The organism is Archangium violaceum Cb vi76 (assembly GCF_000733295.1).
GTDB lineage: Bacteria > Myxococcota > Myxococcia > Myxococcales > Myxococcaceae > Archangium > Archangium violaceum.
This window is the reverse complement of the sequence record NZ_JPMI01000391.1, coordinates 42,271-60,114: the sequence shown is the minus strand read 5'-3', so window position 1 is coordinate 60,114 and position 17,844 is coordinate 42,271. Positions and strand designations below refer to the sequence as shown.

The following is a 17,844-nucleotide window of genomic DNA, read 5'->3' as shown; positions in this document are numbered from 1 at the left end:
GTTCCTCCCTGCGTGCGGGTCCTCTAGTGTCCCGCCGCATGAATACCCGGCCCTCGACCTTCGCCCTCGCCGCCGCCGTGTTCCTCCTCGCTTCCACCGTGGAGGCCAAACCCTACCGGGCCATGGTGACCCGCACCGCCGAGACGACGCGGAGCGGGAACCTGGAGCTCGGCCTGCGCTACCAGGGCTTCTTCGCCCTCGAGTCCGAGCGCTCCCTGCCCTACCAGCAGCTCTCCCCGAGCATCCGCTGGGGCATCCTCGACAACCTCGAGGCCAACGTCTATTTCGAGGTGCTCGGGCTCGGCCTGCCCGGCGACAGCGACTTCCAGCTGGCCTTCGGTGACATCCCGCTCGGCCTGCAGTGGACGTTCCTGGAGACGCGCCCCTTCGCCCTCGCCGCCTACGCGCGCGTCACCTTCCCCACCGGCCCGAGCACCGAGGACGCCATTCCCCCCAGCCTGTCCGACGGCACCTGGGACTACGAGGGGACGCTCGTCGGCGAGCTGCGGGTGAGCAAGGACCTGCGCTTCATGCTCAACGCGAGCTACCTGCACCAGGGAACGCGTGACCGGGGCGCGCTCGCGGACTTCGACGTCCCGGATGCCGTCCAGCTCGGCCTGGCGGGCACGTACAACATCGACAACCTCACCCTGGTGGGCCTGGAGGTCATCGGCCGCGTCTACTTCGAGCGCGCCATCACCCCGGTGTGGACGGACAACGCCAACCAGGTGGAGATCATCCCCGTGGTGCGCCGCGAGGTCTACCCGGGACTCGTGCTGGAAGCCGTGGCCGGCATCGCGGTGACGCCGGACCTCTCCGACATCTACCGCTTCCGCGCGCTGATCGGCGGCACCTACGAGTTCGACCTCGCCTCGGGCCCGCGCCTGCCCAAGGACGATGACAAGAACGGCAAGAAGCCCGCGCCGAAGAAGAAGCCCTCGACGCGCAAGCGCTGACTCAGGCCTCGACGCCCACGCCCACCAGCGAGCCCGGCTTGGGAGCGGACGCCTGCGGAGCCCGGACCCGTCGAGGCTCCGGAGCACGCCGAGGCTCGCGCCAGTCGAAGCGGCCCTTGAGCTTGATGAACCAGCTCTCGAAGTAGCGGTGGCTCAGCGTGGCGGCCACCACGCTCACCGCCAGCGTCAGCACGAAGTAGACGGCCACGCCCTGCCCCGGCAGCGCCTTGCGCACCCCGTTGAGGGCCAGCATGTGCAGCAGGTAGACGCCGTAGCTGACCGTGCCCACGTAACGCACCCAGGCGTGGCCCAGCACTGGCGCCAGCGGATGCTGCTCGCGGATGCAGGTGGCCACCACCAGCGCCGTCATCACCAGCGAGATGAGCCAGTGGGGCGCCTCGTGCCACACCACGACGCCGGCCAGCAGCACCCCCATGAGCGGCACGCTCCACACCTGCCCCAACACCCGCGACACCCAGGCGAACCCCTTGGGCGAATGCGTCAGGTGCGCGGCCAGACACCCCATGCAGATGGACGCCGAGATGCTGGTGAGCACGCGCACGCCCAGGTAGCTCGCGTCCAGCAGCCCCGCGGAGACGGCCCACGGCGTGAGCAGCGACACCCCGAGCAGCCCCCCCATGAAGAGCACCGGCGTCCACGTGCGCCGCGACAGCGCCATCACCAGCGGCCACAGCAGGTAGAACTGCTCCTCGGTGGCCAGCGACCAGGCGAAATAGAAGATGACGCGCTTGTCCGCGGCCGGCGGGACGAACCAGTTGGACGTGTACGTGAGGAAGGCCGGCAGGTTGGCGAAGAAGTCCCCGCGCACCACCGCGTCCTTCTCCGACACGAACACCAGCGCCGCGTACAGGCCGAGCACCGTGTAGTACAGCGGGAAGATGCGCAGCGCGCGCCGGGCGAAGAACCCGCGCAGCGAGATGTGCCCCGCCTTGTCACGCTCGCGCAGCAGCAGCGTGGTGATGAGGAAGCCGCTGATGGCGAAGAAGAGCGAAACGCCCAGGTAGCCCCGGCCCACCAACCCCTGGTGGCTCCCCGCCACGTGGTAGGCCACCACCGCCACGATGCTCAGACACCGCAGTCCGTCCAGTCCGGCGAAGAAGCGGGCGTTCAGGAAGTCGTTGTGGGCGGTTCGCATGGAGTTCCTGTTTCGTTGGTTCTCCTTGTTTAGCAGCATTGCCAGATTCTGGAAGAGTGGAACTCAAGCCCAGGTACGAAATTTCAACTGAAATACATAGGTGTACATACGACACCTGCTCCGGTGCACCGACTCAGGGCTTCGAGACACCGACCTGGAGCTGCTGGCCGGAGGCGAAGGTGCTCCAGTCCGGGCACCGCACCTGCCGGGGCGCGTAGCGCTCGTGCCGGGGGCCCTGGGGGGAGTGGTACGCGAGCTGCGCCTCGAGCTGGGCCGTCAGCACCTGGAGCAGCGCGGCCGGAATGGGAGCCTCCGGCGAGTAGAGGTCGCGCACCTCGCCCGGGTCCTCCTCGAGGTTGTAGAGCTCGTAGTGGTGGGAGGACCTGTCCAGCGTGAGCTTCCACGGCCAGCACACCACCCCATCCCCGAGCCGCAGCCCATGCAGGGTGAAGAAGATGCCCGGGTGCGGGGCGCCCGGACGCTCCAGCTCCGTCAGCGGCCGGCCCTGGAAGGACGGGTGCGGCTCGAGGCCGAGCAGCTCCAGCACCGTGGGCATGACGTCCAACTGGGAGAGCGGCACGTCCACGTCCCGGCTCGCGACGCGCCGGGGCCAGTGGATGAGCAGCGGTACGCGCAGCTGGATGTCCGTCAGGGACTTGCCGTGGGTGATGCGGCCGCCCTCGTAGAAGTGCTCGCCATGGTCCGAGGAGAGGATGATGAGCGTGTCGTCCAACTGGCCGCTGGCCTCGAGGTGGCTCATGAGTCGGCCCACCTGCGCGTCCACGTACTCCAGGGCGTTGTCGTAGCGGTTGAGCACCACCTCGAGCTCCTCGCGCGGGTAGTGCAGGAAGCCGAAGGTGCTGGGGTTGGGCTCGGAGGGCTGGTGGCGTCCGGTGAAGCCCGGCGGAAGCGCGTACGGGAAATGGGTCCGCTGGAAGTTCACGTACGCGGCCCAGGGCGCCTTCGACTGCCCGCGCAGCCACTCGAGGAAGACATCCACCGTGAGGTGATCCGGAAGCTTGCGCTCATCGCCCTCGCCCATGTGCGGGCCGGGATGGTCGTTGGAGTCCCGGTAGAAGGTGGGCGTCCCCGTGTTCTGGAAGCGGCGCATGCCCTGCCAGTTCTCGTTCTGGCTGGAGACGGTGGCCGTGTCGTAGCCGAGCGAGTGGAAGGTGTCGTGGAAGAGCATCCGCGGGTAGTTGATCCGCTCGTACTGCTCCAACCATGGCCGGCGGCGCGGGAGCAGCGAGGACAGCAGCGCCATCTGCGAGTAGCTGGACGCGGGGGCGGTGCTCCACACGTGGCGGAAGCGCAGGCTCCGGCTGGCGAGGCGATCGATGTTCGGCGTGGCGGCCCGCGAGTAGCCGGCGTAGCCCAGGTGATGGGCCGGCACGGACTCCAGGAGGAGGAGGAGGACGTTGGGCCGGGGTCCCTTCCACGCCCGGGCGGACGCGAGCCACGCCTCGCCCGCCGAGAGCGGCGGACCGGGCGGCACGGACGGAGGAGGCCGCGCGCCCTTCCGCGCGGAGGCACTGGCGTCACCGGCGTCACCGCCGAACGAGCTCAGGAGCGTCAACTCCGGGCAGGAGTCCCCCACGGACCGGAAGCCCGGCGTGGTGGCGAGCACGAACAGGACGGCACCGCCGCCCAGGCCCACGGCCGCGAGCAGCGCGGGCGGGTACGGCCGCTGCGTCGCGGAGCGCCGGACGAGCAGCAGGAACAGGAGCGCCGCCACCACGAGGGCGGACACGCCGAGGGAGTAGACCTCGGCCCGGTGTCCCACCAGCGCGGCGTGGAAGAACTGCGAGGGGCTGGCGAGGAACATCTCCAGGCCGGAGAACGTTGGCAGCGCGCCCGTCAGGACACGCACGCCCGTGGCCATCACGTGGTGCGCGGTGGTGAGCGTGAGCCCCGCCGTCACGAGCCCCGCGGCCACCGGGCGGCCGCCCCGCAGGGGGAGCCAGGGAGACGTGAGCACTCCACCCAGCAGGCCCACCAGCGCGAAGAAGCCCGTGGACACCAGCACGGCCGCGGCCCCCGCCTCCTGGCCCATCCACGCCACGATTCCCTGCCCCAGCACCGCCAGGACCAGCCCCAAGCCGGCCCCCACCTGGAACGAGCGCGTACACCACACCGCCCGGGAGGGCCTCTCGGATGCGAAAACCGTCTGGGTCGTCATCGCGTGGAAACCAAACCAGTATGGCCCATGGGCACGTCGGATACCATCCGCGCCCATGACCGAGCGAGTCCTCAAATGCCCGCAGTGCAATGCGCCGATCGCACCTGCCCGCTTCGCTCGCTCGGTCGTCTGCTCCTTCTGCGGCGCCACGGTGCAGGTGGACCCCACGGCGGTCTCCACCGCGCGATTCCGGGAGGCCCTCCAGGCGTGGAACCAACCGTCCAACCATGGCTACACGGCCTGGTGGACCCTCGGTGATAGCCATTGGGCGCCCGGACAGCTCATCGCACGCGGTGAGATTTCGACGGTCTATGTCGCGGAGAGGGCTCGCTGGCCCACCGAGCGGGTTCTGCTGAAGGTGCTGCGCGACCGGGACGACGCGCCCTTCTTCGACCACGAGTGGGACATCCTCGAGGAGCTCCAGCGGAGCACCGCGGCGGGTGCCTCGACCTTCACCACCCGCCTCCCGCAACCGGTGGCCCGGGGAGTGCTGCGCGATGGGCCGCACGCCGGCTCGCGCGCCATGGCCCTGCGGTGGCATGGGAGCTTCGTCCACACCTTCGAGGCCGTACGGAACGTGTACCCGGGAGGTGTCGACCCGCGCGTGTCCGTGTGGATGTGGCGCCGGATTCTCGAGACGCTCTCGTTCCTCCACGGCTCGGGCGTCGTGCACGGCGCGGTGCTCCCGCAGCACCTGCTGGTCGAGCACGGAGAGCATGGAGTACGGCTCGTGGGGTTCAGCTGCGCGGGCCGCGCCGGGGCGCAATCGCGCGGGGTGTGCACCCGCTTCAAGGACTTCTACCCCGCGGACCTGCTGCGCTCGGAGACGCTCACCCCCGCGGCCGACCTGAAGATGAGCGCGCGCTGCATCGCCGCGGTCCTCGGGGGAGATCCCTCGCGAGGCTCGGTACCGGGCTCGGTGCCGGGTGCGCTGGCGGCGCTCATCCGGCGCGTCGCCGCGGGGGACGGGGTCGAGGAAACAGGGCAGGACGCCTGGACACTTCGCGAGCGCGTTGGTGAAGTGGGACACGCGGTCTTTGGCCGCCCGAGCTTCAATCCGCTCATGATGCCGTGAGGGCGAGGCCGCTCGCGGAAACGAAGGAGCACTGACGATGGGACACGGCAATTACAGCAACGAGGCGCACGAGGCACTCCTTCGCGGACGCGCCCAGCTTCCGACGCAGCAGGTCTTCCAGCAGAAGTCCTGCCACCCGCTGATGAACCCGAAGGGTGTCCGCCTCCGTGAGAGCCGCGACAGCGCCGAGCATCCCAACTCGCTGGGCATCGTCTTCGCGCTGGATGTCACGGGCTCGATGGGGACGATTCCCAAGCTGCTGGCCACGCAACTGCTGCCAAAGTTCATGAAGGTGCTCACGGACTGCCGGGTGCCGGATCCGCAGCTGCTCTTCATGGCCGTGGGCGATGCGACGAGCGACAACGCGCCGCTCCAGGTGGGTCAGTTCGAGTCCACCGCCGAGCTGATGGACCAGTGGCTGACGTGGAGCTTCCTCGAGGGAGGTGGTGGAGGAACGGGCCACGAGACGTATGAGCTCGGCCTGTACTTCCTGGCCCAGCACACGGAGATGGACTGCTGGGTGAAGCGGAAGAAGAAGGGCTACCTCTTCATGACGGGCGACGAGCTGCCGTACCCGAGCCTGTCCAAGCACATCGTCGAGGGAATCGTCGGGGACAGGATGGACGATGACCTGAAGACGGAGGCGATCGTCGCCGAGTTGCAGAAGACGTTCGTGCCGTTCTTCGTCATCCCGGACCTGGAGCGCCGCAAGAAGTGCGAGCGGCGGTGGAGGGACCTGCTCGGAGACCATGTGCTGTGCATGGAGTCGCCGCAGGACATCTGCTTCGTGACGGCGGGAGCCGTCTGTCTCTACGAGGGGCTGGTGAAGGACGTGGATGGACTGAGCAACGTCCTGCGGGAGGCGAACGTGCCCGGCGACCGGCTGGCGGCGACCCTCCGGGCGCTGACGCCCCTGGCCGAGGCGCTCGGACGCTCGGGGGGCCCCGCCCTGTCCGGCACGCCGTCGGAGGGAGGGGGCCTGCAGAAGCTCATCCGTAACGTCTTCAAATGAAGGCGCGGAGCGGACGGCGGGCCTCCATCGTCATCGACCTGGGTTTCGGTGACTGCGGGAAGGGGCTGCTGACCGACTTCCTGGTGCGACGGACGGGAGCGTCCGTCGTGGTGCGGTACAACGGCGGCGCGCAGGCGGGACACAACGTCGTCACGCCCGATGGCCGGCACCACACCTTCGCGCAGTTCGGTGCGGGGACGTTCGTTCCGGGTGTCCGGACGTTCCTGTCCCGGTACGTCGTCATCCACCCCACGGCCCTGCTCGTGGAGGGCGAGGCGTTGCGTACCAAGGGCGTGGGGGAGGTGTTCTCGCGCATCCGCATCAGCGAGCGCGCACGCGTCATCACACCCTTCCATCAATCCGCCAACCGCCTGCGCGAGCTCGCCCGGGGTGAGTCGAGACACGGCAGTTGCGGTGTCGGCGTCGGGGAGACCGTCCAGGATGCACTGGAGCATCCGGAGGAGACGCTCCACGCGGGGGACCTCCGCGATGCGGCACGGTCGCGCAGGAAGCTCCAGCGCATCCGCGAGCGCAAGAACGAGGAACTGCGTGCGCTGTGGACTGCCCTTCCCGCCGGAGGCCCGGCTGGGCGCGAGCGCGCCATCTTCGAGCACGAGGGCGTCATCGGCGCGTGGCTCGAGCAGGCGACGCACCTGGTGAAGCTCGGCCTGGTGGTGCCCGATTCGACGCTGAGGGACTGGATGACGGAGTCTCCGGCCACGGTGTTCGAGGGGGCACAGGGCGTGCTGCTCGACGAGTGGCACGGCTTCCATCCGTTCACGACGTGGTCGGACTGCACCGCCGCGAACGCGCTGGCCCTGATTGCCGAGAGTGGGCTGGACATCGAGGTGGAACGGCTCGGCGTGCTGCGCAGCCACATGGCCCGGCATGGCGCGGGGCCATTGCCGACGGAGACGGAGCTCCTGCGGCCCGTACTGTCCGAGCACAACGTCCACAATGCATGGCAGGGAAACGTCCGCTACGGCTGGTTCGACGCGGTGCTGGCCCGGTACGCGCTCGACGTGGTGGGCGGGGTGGATGCGCTGGCCATCACCCACATGGACCTGCTGAAGCAGCTGCGCACCTGGAAGGTCTGTGCTGGCTATCAGCGGGAGCCGATGCCCGGAGACTCCGAGCTCATCGCGCACCGTGGCGGGGCCGGGCTCGTCACGCGGCTGGCCGTTGCCCCAACATCATCACTCGACAGGCAAGCACGGCTGGCCGGGTGGCTGGGGGACGTGACGCCATCACTCGAGGAATGTGCCGCGAACGAGGGCGCCGTCCTGGAGCACCTCGAGCGGCACCTGGGGAGGACCGTGGACCTCGTATCGCACGGCCCCCGGGCCAGAGACGTTTCGCTCCGAATCCGAAACCGTTCCGCCTGAGAGCAAAATGAGCGAACTACCACCCATGAATAAAGCAGTAGTCATCGTTCTCGCTGTTCTATTCGGGCCTCTGACCGCACCTGCGCAGCCCCAGCTCTCCTGGGGTGGGCAGCACGCTGGCGCGCGCACTCAGTTCCACCAGTCATGTGGCGCGGCATGTGGCGCCCCAGTCAATGCGAGTACCGGGGAGCTCCTCGCACCGGGTGCGGTCCGGGCAGGACAGGTACTCAAGAAGGTTATTCAAGCCACCGAGGCCCTCCAAGGATTCATCACCGTGAGCAGGTTCCTCGACGAGGCCCAGAAGAAAGCCGTCGAGGAGATCCTGGTCGCATGCGCCAAGGAGGCCAACACCCAGGTGGATGATGAGCTCTTCGGAAAAGGGCGCTCCCTGCCTGATTCCGAGTGCAGCAAAGAACCCACCGTCAGTGAGAAACTCGCCCCCACCTGGCGAAGACATCTTGGAAAGCTCAAGCACGCCACCGCTTTCGAGTGCATCCAGCGCCGACTCTCGGAAAAGTTCCCCGACAACGTCTCCATCGAGCCACGCCTTCGGAAAGACGACCTCACCAAAGAGGTGCTGCTCACCGACAGGTGGGAAGGCTCGTTGCAACCGGACATCGTCATCCACTTCACCCGGAACATCACCCGGCTTCAGTGCATCTACGATCTCAAGTTCCCCTGTGGCTACGATGTGGGTACCAATCCGTGGACCGCCGAAGTGGTGGCACAGATGACGTCCTATGCACGCCTCGGCGGTGAGTGCCTTCCGGCACTCATCACTCCTCAGCGTGGCATCGTTCTCCAGTAGATGAGCCCATGACGTCATTCCGCCCGCGAGTCCGAATCCCAGGGCCCATCCCCTATACGTCCTGGTCCCCCGAGACAGGGGAGGTCACGAATCACTGGGAGCGCCTCATCGCCCGAGATGTCGTGCGCATCGTCTTCTTCGTGCCCCGCGACCACTTCGATATCGCCGCTGAGGTGTCCCACGCGCTCGACAGCTACCTGCGCGCTGTCAGCGCCTACCCGGCCGCTCTGTCGCAATACACCTGCTGTGATTGGGAACCTGGCGAGCTGGATGACAGAGGCTGGGAGCAGATTCGAGCCACCCTGAATCCGAAGGAGCAGCGATACGCGGAGGACTACACGCGCGATGAGGCCTCCCAGCTCTTGAAGGATGGTGCGGATCCCTACTTCGGCATCCATGGCACACAGGACAGCGGCTTCTCCTTCGAGTACCACGCCCGCGTTCCCTGGCGACAAGCCTCACCCGATAGAGCGAGCGTCCTCCGTGTCACCCTGCCCACGGAGTATCTCGATGAACGCAGTGCCAGTTCCGTACGGGAGCTCGCCCTCGAGTTGGCCGCTCGCCTTCCCTTCGCCTCTGGGCACGCCGGGCTCGCGTTGGACGTCGCGTATCCCAGACTCGGCCGGCTCGACACCCTGCGCCCTCTGATTTTCCGGCACCCTGGCTTCGACGTTCGCGATGCCGGAATTCGTGACGAACTGGGCGTGAAGGTGGATGGCGTCCACTGGATGAATTTCCTCGGAGAGCCAATGCTTGGCGAGTTGGGAGGAGCCCCGGGCCTCCGCGCCCGGCTCCACTCCCCTTCCACGGATGTGCATGCGTTGGACAGAGAGCGAGTCCTCGTGACCCTGGGGCCAGAGCCTGAAGCGGGAGACACCGCTCACGGCCAGTCGCTCCCCGCATATCGCGAGCTCGCACGGGTGTTGGAGCCCTGGCAGGAGCCATTTCCCTGGGACCACCTCGGAAACCAGGGCAAAGCCGCTGATGAAGAGGAGTGGCGCCGCTGGTGGCGCCGGTTCCTCGACTGAGACGCCCGCCCACACCTGGGAGCACTCGCGCTCGTGTACAGTGCGCCGCCATGCGCTCCGCACCACAGCCCACCGACCTGATTGGCCTCATCGGAAACACCCCCATGGTGAGGGTGACCCAGCTCGACACCGGCCCGTGTGAGCTCTACCTCAAGCTGGAGAGCCACAACCCTGGCGGCTCCATCAAGGATCGCATCGGCCTGTCCATGGTGACGGCCGCCGAGCAGGCCGGCCAGCTCGGTCCCCACCAGAAGCACCTCGTCGAGGCCACCGCCGGCAACACCGGCCTGGGCCTCGCGCTCGTCGCCGCCCAGAAGGGCTACCGGCTCACCCTCGTGATTCCGGACAAGATGAGCCAGGAGAAGGTGCTCCACCTCAAGTCGCTCGGCGCCGAGGTCGTCATGACCCGCTCGGACGTGGAGAAGGGCCACCCGGACTACTACCAGGACATGGCCGAGCGCATCGCCCGCGAGCTGGGAGGCTTCTACGTCAACCAGTTCGCCAACCCCGCCAACCCCCTGGCCCACGAGACCACCACCGGCCCGGAGATCGCCGCCCAGCTCGACAACCGCCTGGATGCCATGGTGTGCGGCGTCGGCTCCGGCGGCACCATCGCGGGCCTCTCGCGCTACTTCGCCAGGGCCATCCCCTCGTGCGAGATGGTGCTCGCGGACCCCGAGGGCTCCGTGCTCACCGAGTACGTGCAGACGGGCAAGATGGGCAAGGCCGGCTCCTGGGTCGTCGAGGGCATTGGCGAGGACTTCCTCCCGCCCAACGCGGACCTCACCCGCGTGAAGAAGGCCTACACCATCTCCGACAAGGAGAGCCTCGAGACGGCGCGCCTGGTGCTCAAGAAGGCCGGCATCCTCGCGGGCTCCTCTTCCGGCACGCTCATCGCCGCGGCGCTGCGCTACTGCCGTGAGCAGACCACGCCCAAGCGCGTGTGCACCTTCGTCTGCGACAGCGGCAACAAGTACCTCTCCAAGATGTTCAACGACTTCTGGATGGCGGACCAGGGCTTCCTGCCCCGCCAGGCCCACGGCGACCTGCGCGACGTCATCACCCGCCGCTATGCCGAGCGGGCCGTCGTCACGCTGTCCCCCCATGACACGCTGCTCGTCGCCTACGGGCGCATGAAGCTCTACGAGGTCTCCCAACTGCCGGTGCTCGAGGGCAACAAGGTGGTGGGGATGATCGACGAGTCGGACCTGCTGCTCGCGGCCATCGACGACGAGACGCGCCTGCGCCTGCCGGTGCGCGACATCATGACCACGCGCCTGCAGACCGTGGACGTCCGCACTCCCGTGCGCGAGCTGCTCCCGCTGCTCGACAAGGGCTTCGTGCCCATCGTCGTGGATGGCGAGGATTTCATCGGCCTCATCACCCGCATCGACCTGCTCAACCATCTGCGGCGCAAGCTGCGCTGAGCGGGCCGTACGAGGTACCTCGTACACGGCGTCAATCCTGGTGACGAAGGAGCCCGCTCTCACAGAGAGCGCGTGGTCCTCCTCAACGCGTGGGTGGTATGTGCTCCGCCCTTTTCTGGAGGAGACACCCCATGCGACCCCTGAGCATCGCCCTGCTCGCCCTGGCCATCACCGGCTTCGAGACGACGTCGGGCACTGACGTGATGGTGGGGCTGGCCACCGTGCCCAACGCGGAGACCCTCGCCATCGGCACCTTCCGGCCCGGACTCGGCGTGACGCTGTATACCGAGTAAGGCGTGTCATACTGACCGCTCCCCATGCTCTCCCGGCCGCTCGAGAATGGAACCCGGACGTGGACGTCCCCCAACGGGGAGCTGCGTCAGTGGAACCCCGCTCCCCATGTCCTCGTGTTGAGGTTCCGCGGCGCCCTGTTCGACGCGGAGTTCTGCCGGGTCGCCGTGGCGGTCATCAATGAGTTCGCCGCCAGCAACCTGGGGAAGATGGACATCTTCCACGACTGGGAGGGCATGGTGCTCTACACCACCGAGGCGCGGACCGAGCTGACCGAGCTGGGCCTGCGCCTCATGCCACGGCTCAACTCCCTCAATGTGCTGTTCAGCACGAGCTTCGTCGAGATGGGCGTGACGATGGCCAACATCACGTTGGGGGGCATCCGCATGTTCGCCCAACGCGAGGAGTTCGAGCGGGCCATCCGCCAGGCCGTGGAGTCCCGGGGCGGTACGTACACCCCGCTGCCGCCCGGGTGACCCACCGCGGCCGAGGCCGGGATGCCGTGCGGAGGAGAACGCCATCGCCGCCGTCCGCCGGGCGCGGCCCTCGTGGCATGTCGGGCAGTCAACCCTCACATCCCCGGCATGTGCGGCCACCGCTCCCTGGAAGCCACGTGCGGCACCAGCCTCCCGCGCATGAATCGAATGCTCGGGAAGCGGGCCGTCGTATTGGGGGGAGCGGGATTCCTCGGATCGCACCTGTGCGAGCGGCTGCTCGCGGATGGCGCCTCCGAGGTCATCAGTCTGGACAACTTCATCACCGGGGATGAACGCAACCTCGCCGGGCTGCGGATGAACAAGCGCTTCATCTCGTTGCACCACGACATCACCGAGCCATTCAGCTTCGACGGGCCAGTGCACTACGTCTTCAACATGGCCTCGCCGGCCTCGCCCATCGACTACGCGCGGTGGCCCATCGAGACGCTGCGCGTGGGCGCGCTCGGCACGGAGAATGGTCTGCGGCTGGCGCACCAGCAGAACGCGGTGTTCCTCCAGGCCTCCACGTCGGAGATCTACGGGGACCCGCTGGTCCACCCGCAGCGCGAGGAGTACTGGGGCCATGTGAATCCCATCGGCCCGCGCTCCTGCTACGACGAGGCCAAGCGCTACGGCGAGGCCCTCGTGGCGGCGTACCGCCGCGTGCACCAGGTGCGGACCCGCATCGCGCGTATCTTCAACACGTATGGGCCGCGCATGCGGCTCGATGATGGACGCGTGGTGCCCACCTTCGTGGGGCAGGCGCTCCGGGGCGAGGACTTCACCCTCTTCGGAGATGGGAGCCAGACGCGCTCGTTCTGCTACGTGTCGGATCTCATCGACGGCATCGTGCGGCTGGCGATGTCGGACGTGGAGGAGCCGGTGAACATCGGCAACCCGCGCGAGATGACCCTCCTCCAGTTCGCCGAGGCGGTGCGCGATGCCATGGGTGGAAGCAGCCGCATCACCCTCGAGCCGCTGCCCAGGGATGAACCGAAGCAGCACCGGCCGGACATCACCCGGGCGCGAAAGCTGCTCGGCTGGGAGCCACGGGTGCGGCTGGAGGATGGCCTGAGGGAGACGCTCCGGTACTTCCGAGACCTGGCGGAGCGTCCGAGTGCTCCGTACACGGCCCATTCCCTGTCGGACGCGGCTTCGGCCATCTGACACACCGGGCGCGCACTGCATGACACTGAAGGAGCCCATACGGCTCCGGGCCGCTCGCCCGGGCATGACCGCTTCGCGCAGAGTATGAAGCTCGAGAATAACACTGCGCTCGCGCATGGGCCACGAGCCTGGCTGCCCTCCGGGCACCGAGAGCCAAGACTGAGAGGCGGGCATGGACTTCACGGCGTGGATAGCACTCTCGGCGCGCCTCTTCGAGGGCGCGGGCGTGGCGGTGATGGTGGTGGGCACGCTCGTGTCCATCGTGCTGGTGCTCGCCCACTACCGCCGCGGGGGCGGTGAACAGGCCTTCCGCAGCTTCCGGGAGAAGGTCGGCCGCGCCATCCTGCTCGGGCTGGAGCTGCTCGTCGCCGCCGACATCATCCGCACCGTGAGCGAGGAGCCCACGTTGCGAGGTGTCATCGTGCTCGGGCTCATCGTGCTCATCCGCACCTTCCTGAGCTTCACCCTCGCCGTGGAGCTCGAGGGGCACTGGCCGTGGAAGAGCGCGGAGCTCCGCGGGGTACAGCAGCAGGGGCGGCTCACGCCTTCCGGCGCACAGCCCCCCTCCGGGCAGGAGGCCCGGACTTCCGAGCCACGGCCACCCCAGGAGCCCTGAGGTCTCCGGGCATCAGGCCGCGGACCGGGCGGCCGAGGCGCGAGCGGCGGCCACGGCGGCCTCGAGGTCCAGCTTGCCGCTGGTGCTCACCTTCCCCTTCAGGTCTGGATCCACCTCCACCGTCTTCACCAGCAGGTCGCGCACCTCGGCGGCCGTGAGGTCCGGGTTCTCGGCGAACATCAGCGCCGCGGTGGCCGCCACGCGCGGGGTGGCCATGGAGGTGCCGCTCATCTCCTCCCAGCGGTTGCCGGGCACGGTGCTCAGCACGTCCTCGCCCACCGCGGCCAGCTCCACCACCTTGTCGCCATGGGACGAGTAGCTCGCGAGCTTGTCGTTGTTCTTGTCCATGGACGCCACGGTGATGACGTTGGGCAGGTCCACGTTGGCCGGGTAGTCCGCCACCTTGTTCATGTTGCTGCCGTGGCCGTTGGCGGTGGCCGCCACCAGCAGGATGTCCGCGTCCGCCAGCTTCCGCACCGCGCTCGTCCAGCGCTCCTGCGAGGCCGCGTCCCGGAACTCGTCACCGAAGCTCGCGTTCACCGCGCGGATGTTGGCGCCCTTGGACTTCATGTCCACCACGTAGTCCACCGCGCGCTCGAAGTTCGTCAGCAGATCCTCTCCGTCGTAGAGGCCTCCCACCGACAGGATTTGCGCCTTGCCCGCGGCCACGCCGGTGTTGCCCTCGCCGTTGTCCTCGGCGGCGATGATGCCCGCCACGTGCGTGCCGTGATCCGTGCCCGCGCCCTGCATCGGATCGCCCGAGCCGAAGCCCACGTTGAAGCCGTGGATGTCGTCCTCGATGCCGTTGCCGTCGTTGTCGAGGCCGTCTCCCGCCACCTCGCCCGGGTTGGTCCACATGGATCCGTCCAGGTCCGTGTGCTTCGTATCCACGCCGCCGTCGAACACGGCGATGACGGGCGCGCCCGTCGGCGTGGGCCTGGGCTCCACCGGGCCGGTGGGCTCCGTCTTGCGCGCGGTGGACGCCGGCACCACCAGCGCGTCCCCCAGCAGGTGGAGCGGCCGCGAGCCCGGGCGCTGCCCCGTGGGACGGTCCACGAAGTTCGAGCGGGCGGGTGCCGGCTCGAATCCATCCACCGGGCGGCGCACCTCCGCGCGCGCGGCCACGGGAGCCGCCGGGGCAGCCTGGGGAGACGTCACCTCGGAGGAACGCGAGGCCTTCACTGGAACGGACGGGCTGGAGATCTTGGAGAGCGTGGTCATGGAGTGTAGGCCTTTCAGCTGAATTATCGGCGCATGACGCAGGGTGTTGCCTTTCCCCCTACGAATTCTCCGTTCCCACCACACGGCTGATCCCCAAGAAAATCAGGGAGCTTCTCAATAGTTGGGACTTCAAGGAAGGCGTACTGTCTAGAATTGGAAACTTCCGCCCGACAGAGGCCGCATCATGCCGTTCTCCCTCCGTCCCTCTTCCTCCCTGTCGCGCTCGACGCTCCTGCAGATGGGGGCGCGGATCGCGGGAGTGGTCGCCCTGGCCACGCTCTTCAGCTACCTGCACGTGCTGCAATCGGTGCGGGCCGAGAACCTCGCGAGGCTGGAGCGGTACGTGGTGGAGCGCAGCCAGCGCGAGCAGGGCATCTTCGTGCTGGCGCAGGACAACCACGCCGTCCTGAAGAAGGCCCTGGAGGAGAGGCTGCGCGCCCTGTCTCCCGAGGAGGTGGGCGCGCGTTTCGACAACCTCTTCGTCCGGCTGTCCGACGGCAGCGTCCGCAACCGCCCCGAGCTCTTCGACGGCACGAGGATGCCGGGCCTCATGGTTCCCCAGGGGGTTCCGCTCGACGAGGGGCTGCGCCGGAGCATCCTGGCCGCATATGACGTGCTCGCCCAATACGGGCCCGCCCTGCACACGCGCTTCACCAACACCTACGTCGTGCTGCCGGAGAACGCGCTGGTGCTCTACTGGCCGGAGCGCCCCACGTGGACCCAGGACGCCGAGAGCACCCAGTCCTTCCTCGGGCTCGAGTTCTACGAGCTGAGCGAGCCCGGGAAGAACCCCCAGCGGAAGACGGTCTGGTGCGGCATCTACCCGGATCCGGTGGACAAGAGCTGGATGGTCTCGGTCTCCACGCCGCTGGACCTGGAAGGCCGGCACGTCGCGACGATCGGCCACGACGTGCTCATCCAGGAGTTGATGACGCGCACCATCAACGACCATCTCCCGGGCGCGTACAACCTGCTCTTCCGCGATGACGGTCAGCTCATCGCCCACCCGCGGTTCACCCGGGAGGGCGACACGGGCGTCTATTACCTCCCGGGCAGCGCCGGGCGGAACAGCGAGGACGCCCCCAGCGTCACCGAGCAGCAGCAGCGCGACCTGCGGAGCATCTTCGAGCGGGTGCGCCACGGCCCGGCCGGACAGACGGTGGCGGAGCTGCCGGAGCATGAAGTGTACATCGGCATGTCACGGCTCGAGGGTCCCAGCTGGAACTTCGTCACGGTGCTGCCCGAGCGTGTGGTGTCCCAACCCGCGCTCCGCGCCGCGCGCCAGGTGCTGGTGGTGGGCCTCGTGGCGCTGCTGGCGGAGCTGGCCATCATGTCCTGGGTGCTCCGGCGGCACGTCACCCGCCCGATGCTGGCCTTCACCCAGGCCGCGGAGCGGGTGGCCGCCGGTGACTTCCACGTGGAGCTGGACACCTCCCGCGAGGACGAGCTGGGGCAGCTGGCGCGGGCCATCCGGTCCATGGCCGACAAGGTCCAGCATCGCGAGGAGGCGCTGCGCCAGGCCAACGAGCACCTGGAGCAACGGGTGGAGGAGCGCACGCGAGAGCTCCAGGACGTGCATGACCGGCTGGTGCTGACGGCCCGGCGCGCGGGCATGGCGGAGATCGCCACCAACGTGCTGCACAACGTAGGCAACGTGCTCAACAGCGTCTACACCGCGGCGCAGCTCGCCCGGGAGCGGATGGGCCAGATGCGGCTCGAGCAGGTGGGACGGGTGGCGGGCATGCTCCAGGAGCACCAGGCCGATGTTGGCACCTTCCTCACGCGGGACGAGCGCGGCCGGCATGTGACGCCCTTCCTGAGCAAGCTGGGAGAGACCCTGCTGAGTGACCGCGAGGAGTTGCTCACGCTGCTCGAGGACGTGGGCCGGTTCACCGAGCACATTGGCGACATCGTCAAGGTGCAGCAGAACTACGCGCGGACGCCCCGCATGCACGAGCCCGTGCACCTGGAGGAGTTGCTGGAGGACGCGCTGCGCATCAACACGGCCGGTCTCAATCGGCAGGGAGCACGGGTGGAGCGGCACCTGACCGCCCTACAGCCAGTGCTGACGGACAAGCACAAGCTGCTCATGATCCTCGTCAATCTGATCAGCAACGCCACCCATGCCCTGGAGCGGGCGGCCCCGGGCGAGCGGCGGTTGATCGTGACGTTGGAGCGCGGCCCCGGCGACTACGTGCGCATCGAGGTGCGGGACACGGGCGTGGGCATTTCACAGGAGATGCTGGTGCGCATCTTCCAGTACGGCTTCACCACCCGGGAGGAGGGACATGGTTTCGGACTGCACTCCAGTGCCCTGGCGGCGCAGGAGCTGGGGGGCTCGCTGAAGGTCCACAGTGAGGGGCCGGGACGAGGGGCCACGTTCACGCTGGAGATTCCCTGTCCCCTGGCCGAGCCCCAGGGAGGCGCGGCCTGACGGGGCTCCAACCCCGTGCGGATGGCTTCAGGGAAGGTTGCCCAGATCCCTACCCAGAAGGGCTTCGAGCAAAGAGGGTTCTCCTCCATTGAAGAAGTAGACGCATCGACCGGGGACAGGCTCGTTGGCCAACTCGAGCGGAAATGGCTGGTAGCCGAGTTCCCGCTCCAGGTGCTGCACGAGCAGCTCCGCGTGTTGCCTGATGTCGTCCGGTGGATGCAAGAAGAACCGCGGCCGGGTCCATGTGTCATCGGCCCTGATGTGCTCCACCGTGGCGTAGACGTGATAGAGCGGCGCGAGCACGCTCACGGCGCCCGCCAGACGAGTCAGAACCCTCCCTCCCTCCGGGAGTGGCTCCTCCAGGTAGACACAACACCGGAGACAGGCGGACATACCAGGTTGCGTCACGTTCCCGACAGGACGGCCGGGAAATGCAGCCCTGAGTTCATTGAGAAGAGAGGCCCAGCGATCCCAGGCCAGCGCTTTATCCCAGGCCTCGGACCATCGCTGGAATTCGGGAGTGGACCTGTCAATGTCGATGAAGACGGTGCTTCCGGGAGGATAGTGCTGGAGCGCGATGCGGATGAGCTCCGCTTTCGTGAATGCCCTCATT

The 17,844-nt window shown here is 68.0% G+C and carries 16 protein-coding genes; 12 read left to right on the top strand and 4 right to left on the bottom strand.

Going from position 1 to position 17,844, the window contains the following annotated elements:
• The first annotated feature begins 38 nt into the window (after window positions 1–38).
• Complete coding sequence (locus tag Q664_RS48200) at window positions 39–956, top strand: hypothetical protein (RefSeq protein ID WP_152622788.1); 918 nt, start codon at window positions 39–41, stop codon at window positions 954–956.
• A gap of 1 nt (window position 957) precedes the next feature.
• On the opposite strand, the gene Q664_RS48195 is transcribed toward Q664_RS48200, so the two are convergent.
• Entirely contained in the window at window positions 958–2,112 is a 1,155-nt protein-coding gene (locus Q664_RS48195; protein ID WP_063934899.1) for an acyltransferase family protein, read from the bottom strand.
• 133 nt (window positions 2,113–2,245) lie between these two features.
• The gene (locus tag Q664_RS48190) at window positions 2,246–4,210 is read right to left on the bottom strand and encodes a sulfatase family protein (protein WP_152622787.1); all 1,965 of its coding nucleotides are present in this window, start codon (window positions 4,208–4,210) and stop codon (window positions 2,246–2,248) included.
• A 136-nt stretch (window positions 4,211–4,346) separates the two neighbouring features.
• Here Q664_RS48190 and Q664_RS48185 point away from each other — a divergent pair, with 136 nt between their 5' ends.
• The 10 genes from Q664_RS48185 (at window position 4,347) to Q664_RS48145 (ending at window position 13,576) form a co-directional block, all read left to right on the top strand.
• Window positions 4,347–5,366 (top strand): hypothetical protein, encoded by a 1,020-nt coding sequence (locus tag Q664_RS48185; RefSeq protein ID WP_052519630.1) that lies wholly within the window; start codon window positions 4,347–4,349, stop codon window positions 5,364–5,366.
• Between the two features lie 37 nt (window positions 5,367–5,403).
• The gene (locus Q664_RS48180) at window positions 5,404–6,378 is read left to right on the top strand and encodes a hypothetical protein (protein WP_043413201.1); all 975 of its coding nucleotides are present in this window, start codon (window positions 5,404–5,406) and stop codon (window positions 6,376–6,378) included.
• A complete protein-coding gene (locus tag Q664_RS48175; RefSeq protein ID WP_043413199.1) occupies window positions 6,375–7,763 on the top strand; it encodes an adenylosuccinate synthetase in 1,389 nt (462 codons plus the stop codon). Before Q664_RS48180 ends, Q664_RS48175 begins: the two co-directional genes overlap by 4 nt.
• A 274-nt stretch (window positions 7,764–8,037) precedes the next feature.
• The gene (locus tag Q664_RS48170; protein ID WP_043413197.1) at window positions 8,038–8,571 is read left to right on the top strand and encodes a hypothetical protein; all 534 of its coding nucleotides are present in this window, start codon (window positions 8,038–8,040) and stop codon (window positions 8,569–8,571) included.
• 8 nt (window positions 8,572–8,579) lie between these two features.
• The gene (locus tag Q664_RS53790) at window positions 8,580–9,599 is read left to right on the top strand and encodes a type VI immunity family protein (protein WP_052519629.1); all 1,020 of its coding nucleotides are present in this window, start codon (window positions 8,580–8,582) and stop codon (window positions 9,597–9,599) included.
• Window positions 9,600–9,649: 50 nt separating this feature from the next.
• A complete protein-coding gene (locus Q664_RS48160; protein ID WP_043413194.1) occupies window positions 9,650–11,026 on the top strand; it encodes a pyridoxal-phosphate dependent enzyme in 1,377 nt (458 codons plus the stop codon).
• Between the two features lie 131 nt (window positions 11,027–11,157).
• Complete coding sequence (locus Q664_RS59755; RefSeq protein ID WP_160174664.1) at window positions 11,158–11,319, top strand: hypothetical protein; 162 nt, start codon at window positions 11,158–11,160, stop codon at window positions 11,317–11,319.
• A 24-nt stretch (window positions 11,320–11,343) separates the two neighbouring features.
• On the top strand, window positions 11,344–11,793 hold the full coding sequence (locus tag Q664_RS48155; RefSeq protein WP_043413191.1) for a hypothetical protein: 450 nt from the start codon (window positions 11,344–11,346) through the stop codon (window positions 11,791–11,793).
• A gap of 168 nt (window positions 11,794–11,961) precedes the next feature.
• On the top strand, window positions 11,962–12,960 hold the full coding sequence (locus tag Q664_RS48150; protein ID WP_052519628.1) for a UDP-glucuronic acid decarboxylase family protein: 999 nt from the start codon (window positions 11,962–11,964) through the stop codon (window positions 12,958–12,960).
• A gap of 172 nt (window positions 12,961–13,132) precedes the next feature.
• Window positions 13,133–13,576 (top strand): DUF1622 domain-containing protein, encoded by a 444-nt coding sequence (locus Q664_RS48145; protein ID WP_043413189.1) that lies wholly within the window; start codon window positions 13,133–13,135, stop codon window positions 13,574–13,576.
• Between the two features lie 12 nt (window positions 13,577–13,588).
• Here the strand turns inward: Q664_RS48145 and Q664_RS48140 are convergent, their stop codons facing one another.
• Window positions 13,589–14,797 (bottom strand): S8 family peptidase, encoded by a 1,209-nt coding sequence (locus tag Q664_RS48140; RefSeq protein ID WP_043413187.1) that lies wholly within the window; start codon window positions 14,795–14,797, stop codon window positions 13,589–13,591.
• Window positions 14,798–14,981: 184 nt separating this feature from the next.
• Between Q664_RS48140 and Q664_RS48135 the strand changes: the two genes are divergently transcribed.
• Complete coding sequence (locus tag Q664_RS48135) at window positions 14,982–17,231, top strand: ATP-binding protein (RefSeq protein ID WP_235217167.1); 2,250 nt, start codon at window positions 14,982–14,984, stop codon at window positions 17,229–17,231.
• 27 nt (window positions 17,232–17,258) lie between these two features.
• On the opposite strand, the gene Q664_RS48130 is transcribed toward Q664_RS48135, so the two are convergent.
• Complete coding sequence (locus Q664_RS48130; RefSeq protein WP_043413184.1) at window positions 17,259–17,843, bottom strand: hypothetical protein; 585 nt, start codon at window positions 17,841–17,843, stop codon at window positions 17,259–17,261.
• Between the last annotated feature and the right edge of the window lies 1 nt (window position 17,844).

Excerpts from the sequence above, each read along its gene's own strand:
- Q664_RS48200 (WP_152622788.1), top strand. The coding sequence starts at position 39 with ATGAATACCCGGCCCTCGACCTTCGCCCTCGCCGCCGCCGTGTTCCTC.
- Q664_RS48195 (WP_063934899.1), bottom strand. The coding sequence starts at position 2,112 with ATGCGAACCGCCCACAACGACTTCCTGAACGCCCGCTTCTTCGCCGGA.
- Q664_RS48185 (WP_052519630.1), top strand. The coding sequence starts at position 4,347 with ATGACCGAGCGAGTCCTCAAATGCCCGCAGTGCAATGCGCCGATCGCA.
- Q664_RS48180 (WP_043413201.1), top strand. The coding sequence starts at position 5,404 with ATGGGACACGGCAATTACAGCAACGAGGCGCACGAGGCACTCCTTCGC.
- Q664_RS48175 (WP_043413199.1), top strand. The coding sequence starts at position 6,375 with ATGAAGGCGCGGAGCGGACGGCGGGCCTCCATCGTCATCGACCTGGGT.
- Q664_RS53790 (WP_052519629.1), top strand. The coding sequence starts at position 8,580 with ATGACGTCATTCCGCCCGCGAGTCCGAATCCCAGGGCCCATCCCCTAT.
- Q664_RS48160 (WP_043413194.1), top strand. The coding sequence starts at position 9,650 with ATGCGCTCCGCACCACAGCCCACCGACCTGATTGGCCTCATCGGAAAC.
- Q664_RS59755 (WP_160174664.1), top strand. The coding sequence starts at position 11,158 with ATGCGACCCCTGAGCATCGCCCTGCTCGCCCTGGCCATCACCGGCTTC.
- Q664_RS48155 (WP_043413191.1), top strand. The coding sequence starts at position 11,344 with ATGCTCTCCCGGCCGCTCGAGAATGGAACCCGGACGTGGACGTCCCCC.
- Q664_RS48150 (WP_052519628.1), top strand. The coding sequence starts at position 11,962 with ATGCTCGGGAAGCGGGCCGTCGTATTGGGGGGAGCGGGATTCCTCGGA.
- Q664_RS48145 (WP_043413189.1), top strand. The coding sequence starts at position 13,133 with ATGGACTTCACGGCGTGGATAGCACTCTCGGCGCGCCTCTTCGAGGGC.
- Q664_RS48140 (WP_043413187.1), bottom strand. The coding sequence starts at position 14,797 with ATGACCACGCTCTCCAAGATCTCCAGCCCGTCCGTTCCAGTGAAGGCC.
- Q664_RS48135 (WP_235217167.1), top strand. The coding sequence starts at position 14,982 with ATGCCGTTCTCCCTCCGTCCCTCTTCCTCCCTGTCGCGCTCGACGCTC.
- Q664_RS48130 (WP_043413184.1), bottom strand. The coding sequence starts at position 17,843 with ATGAGGGCATTCACGAAAGCGGAGCTCATCCGCATCGCGCTCCAGCAC.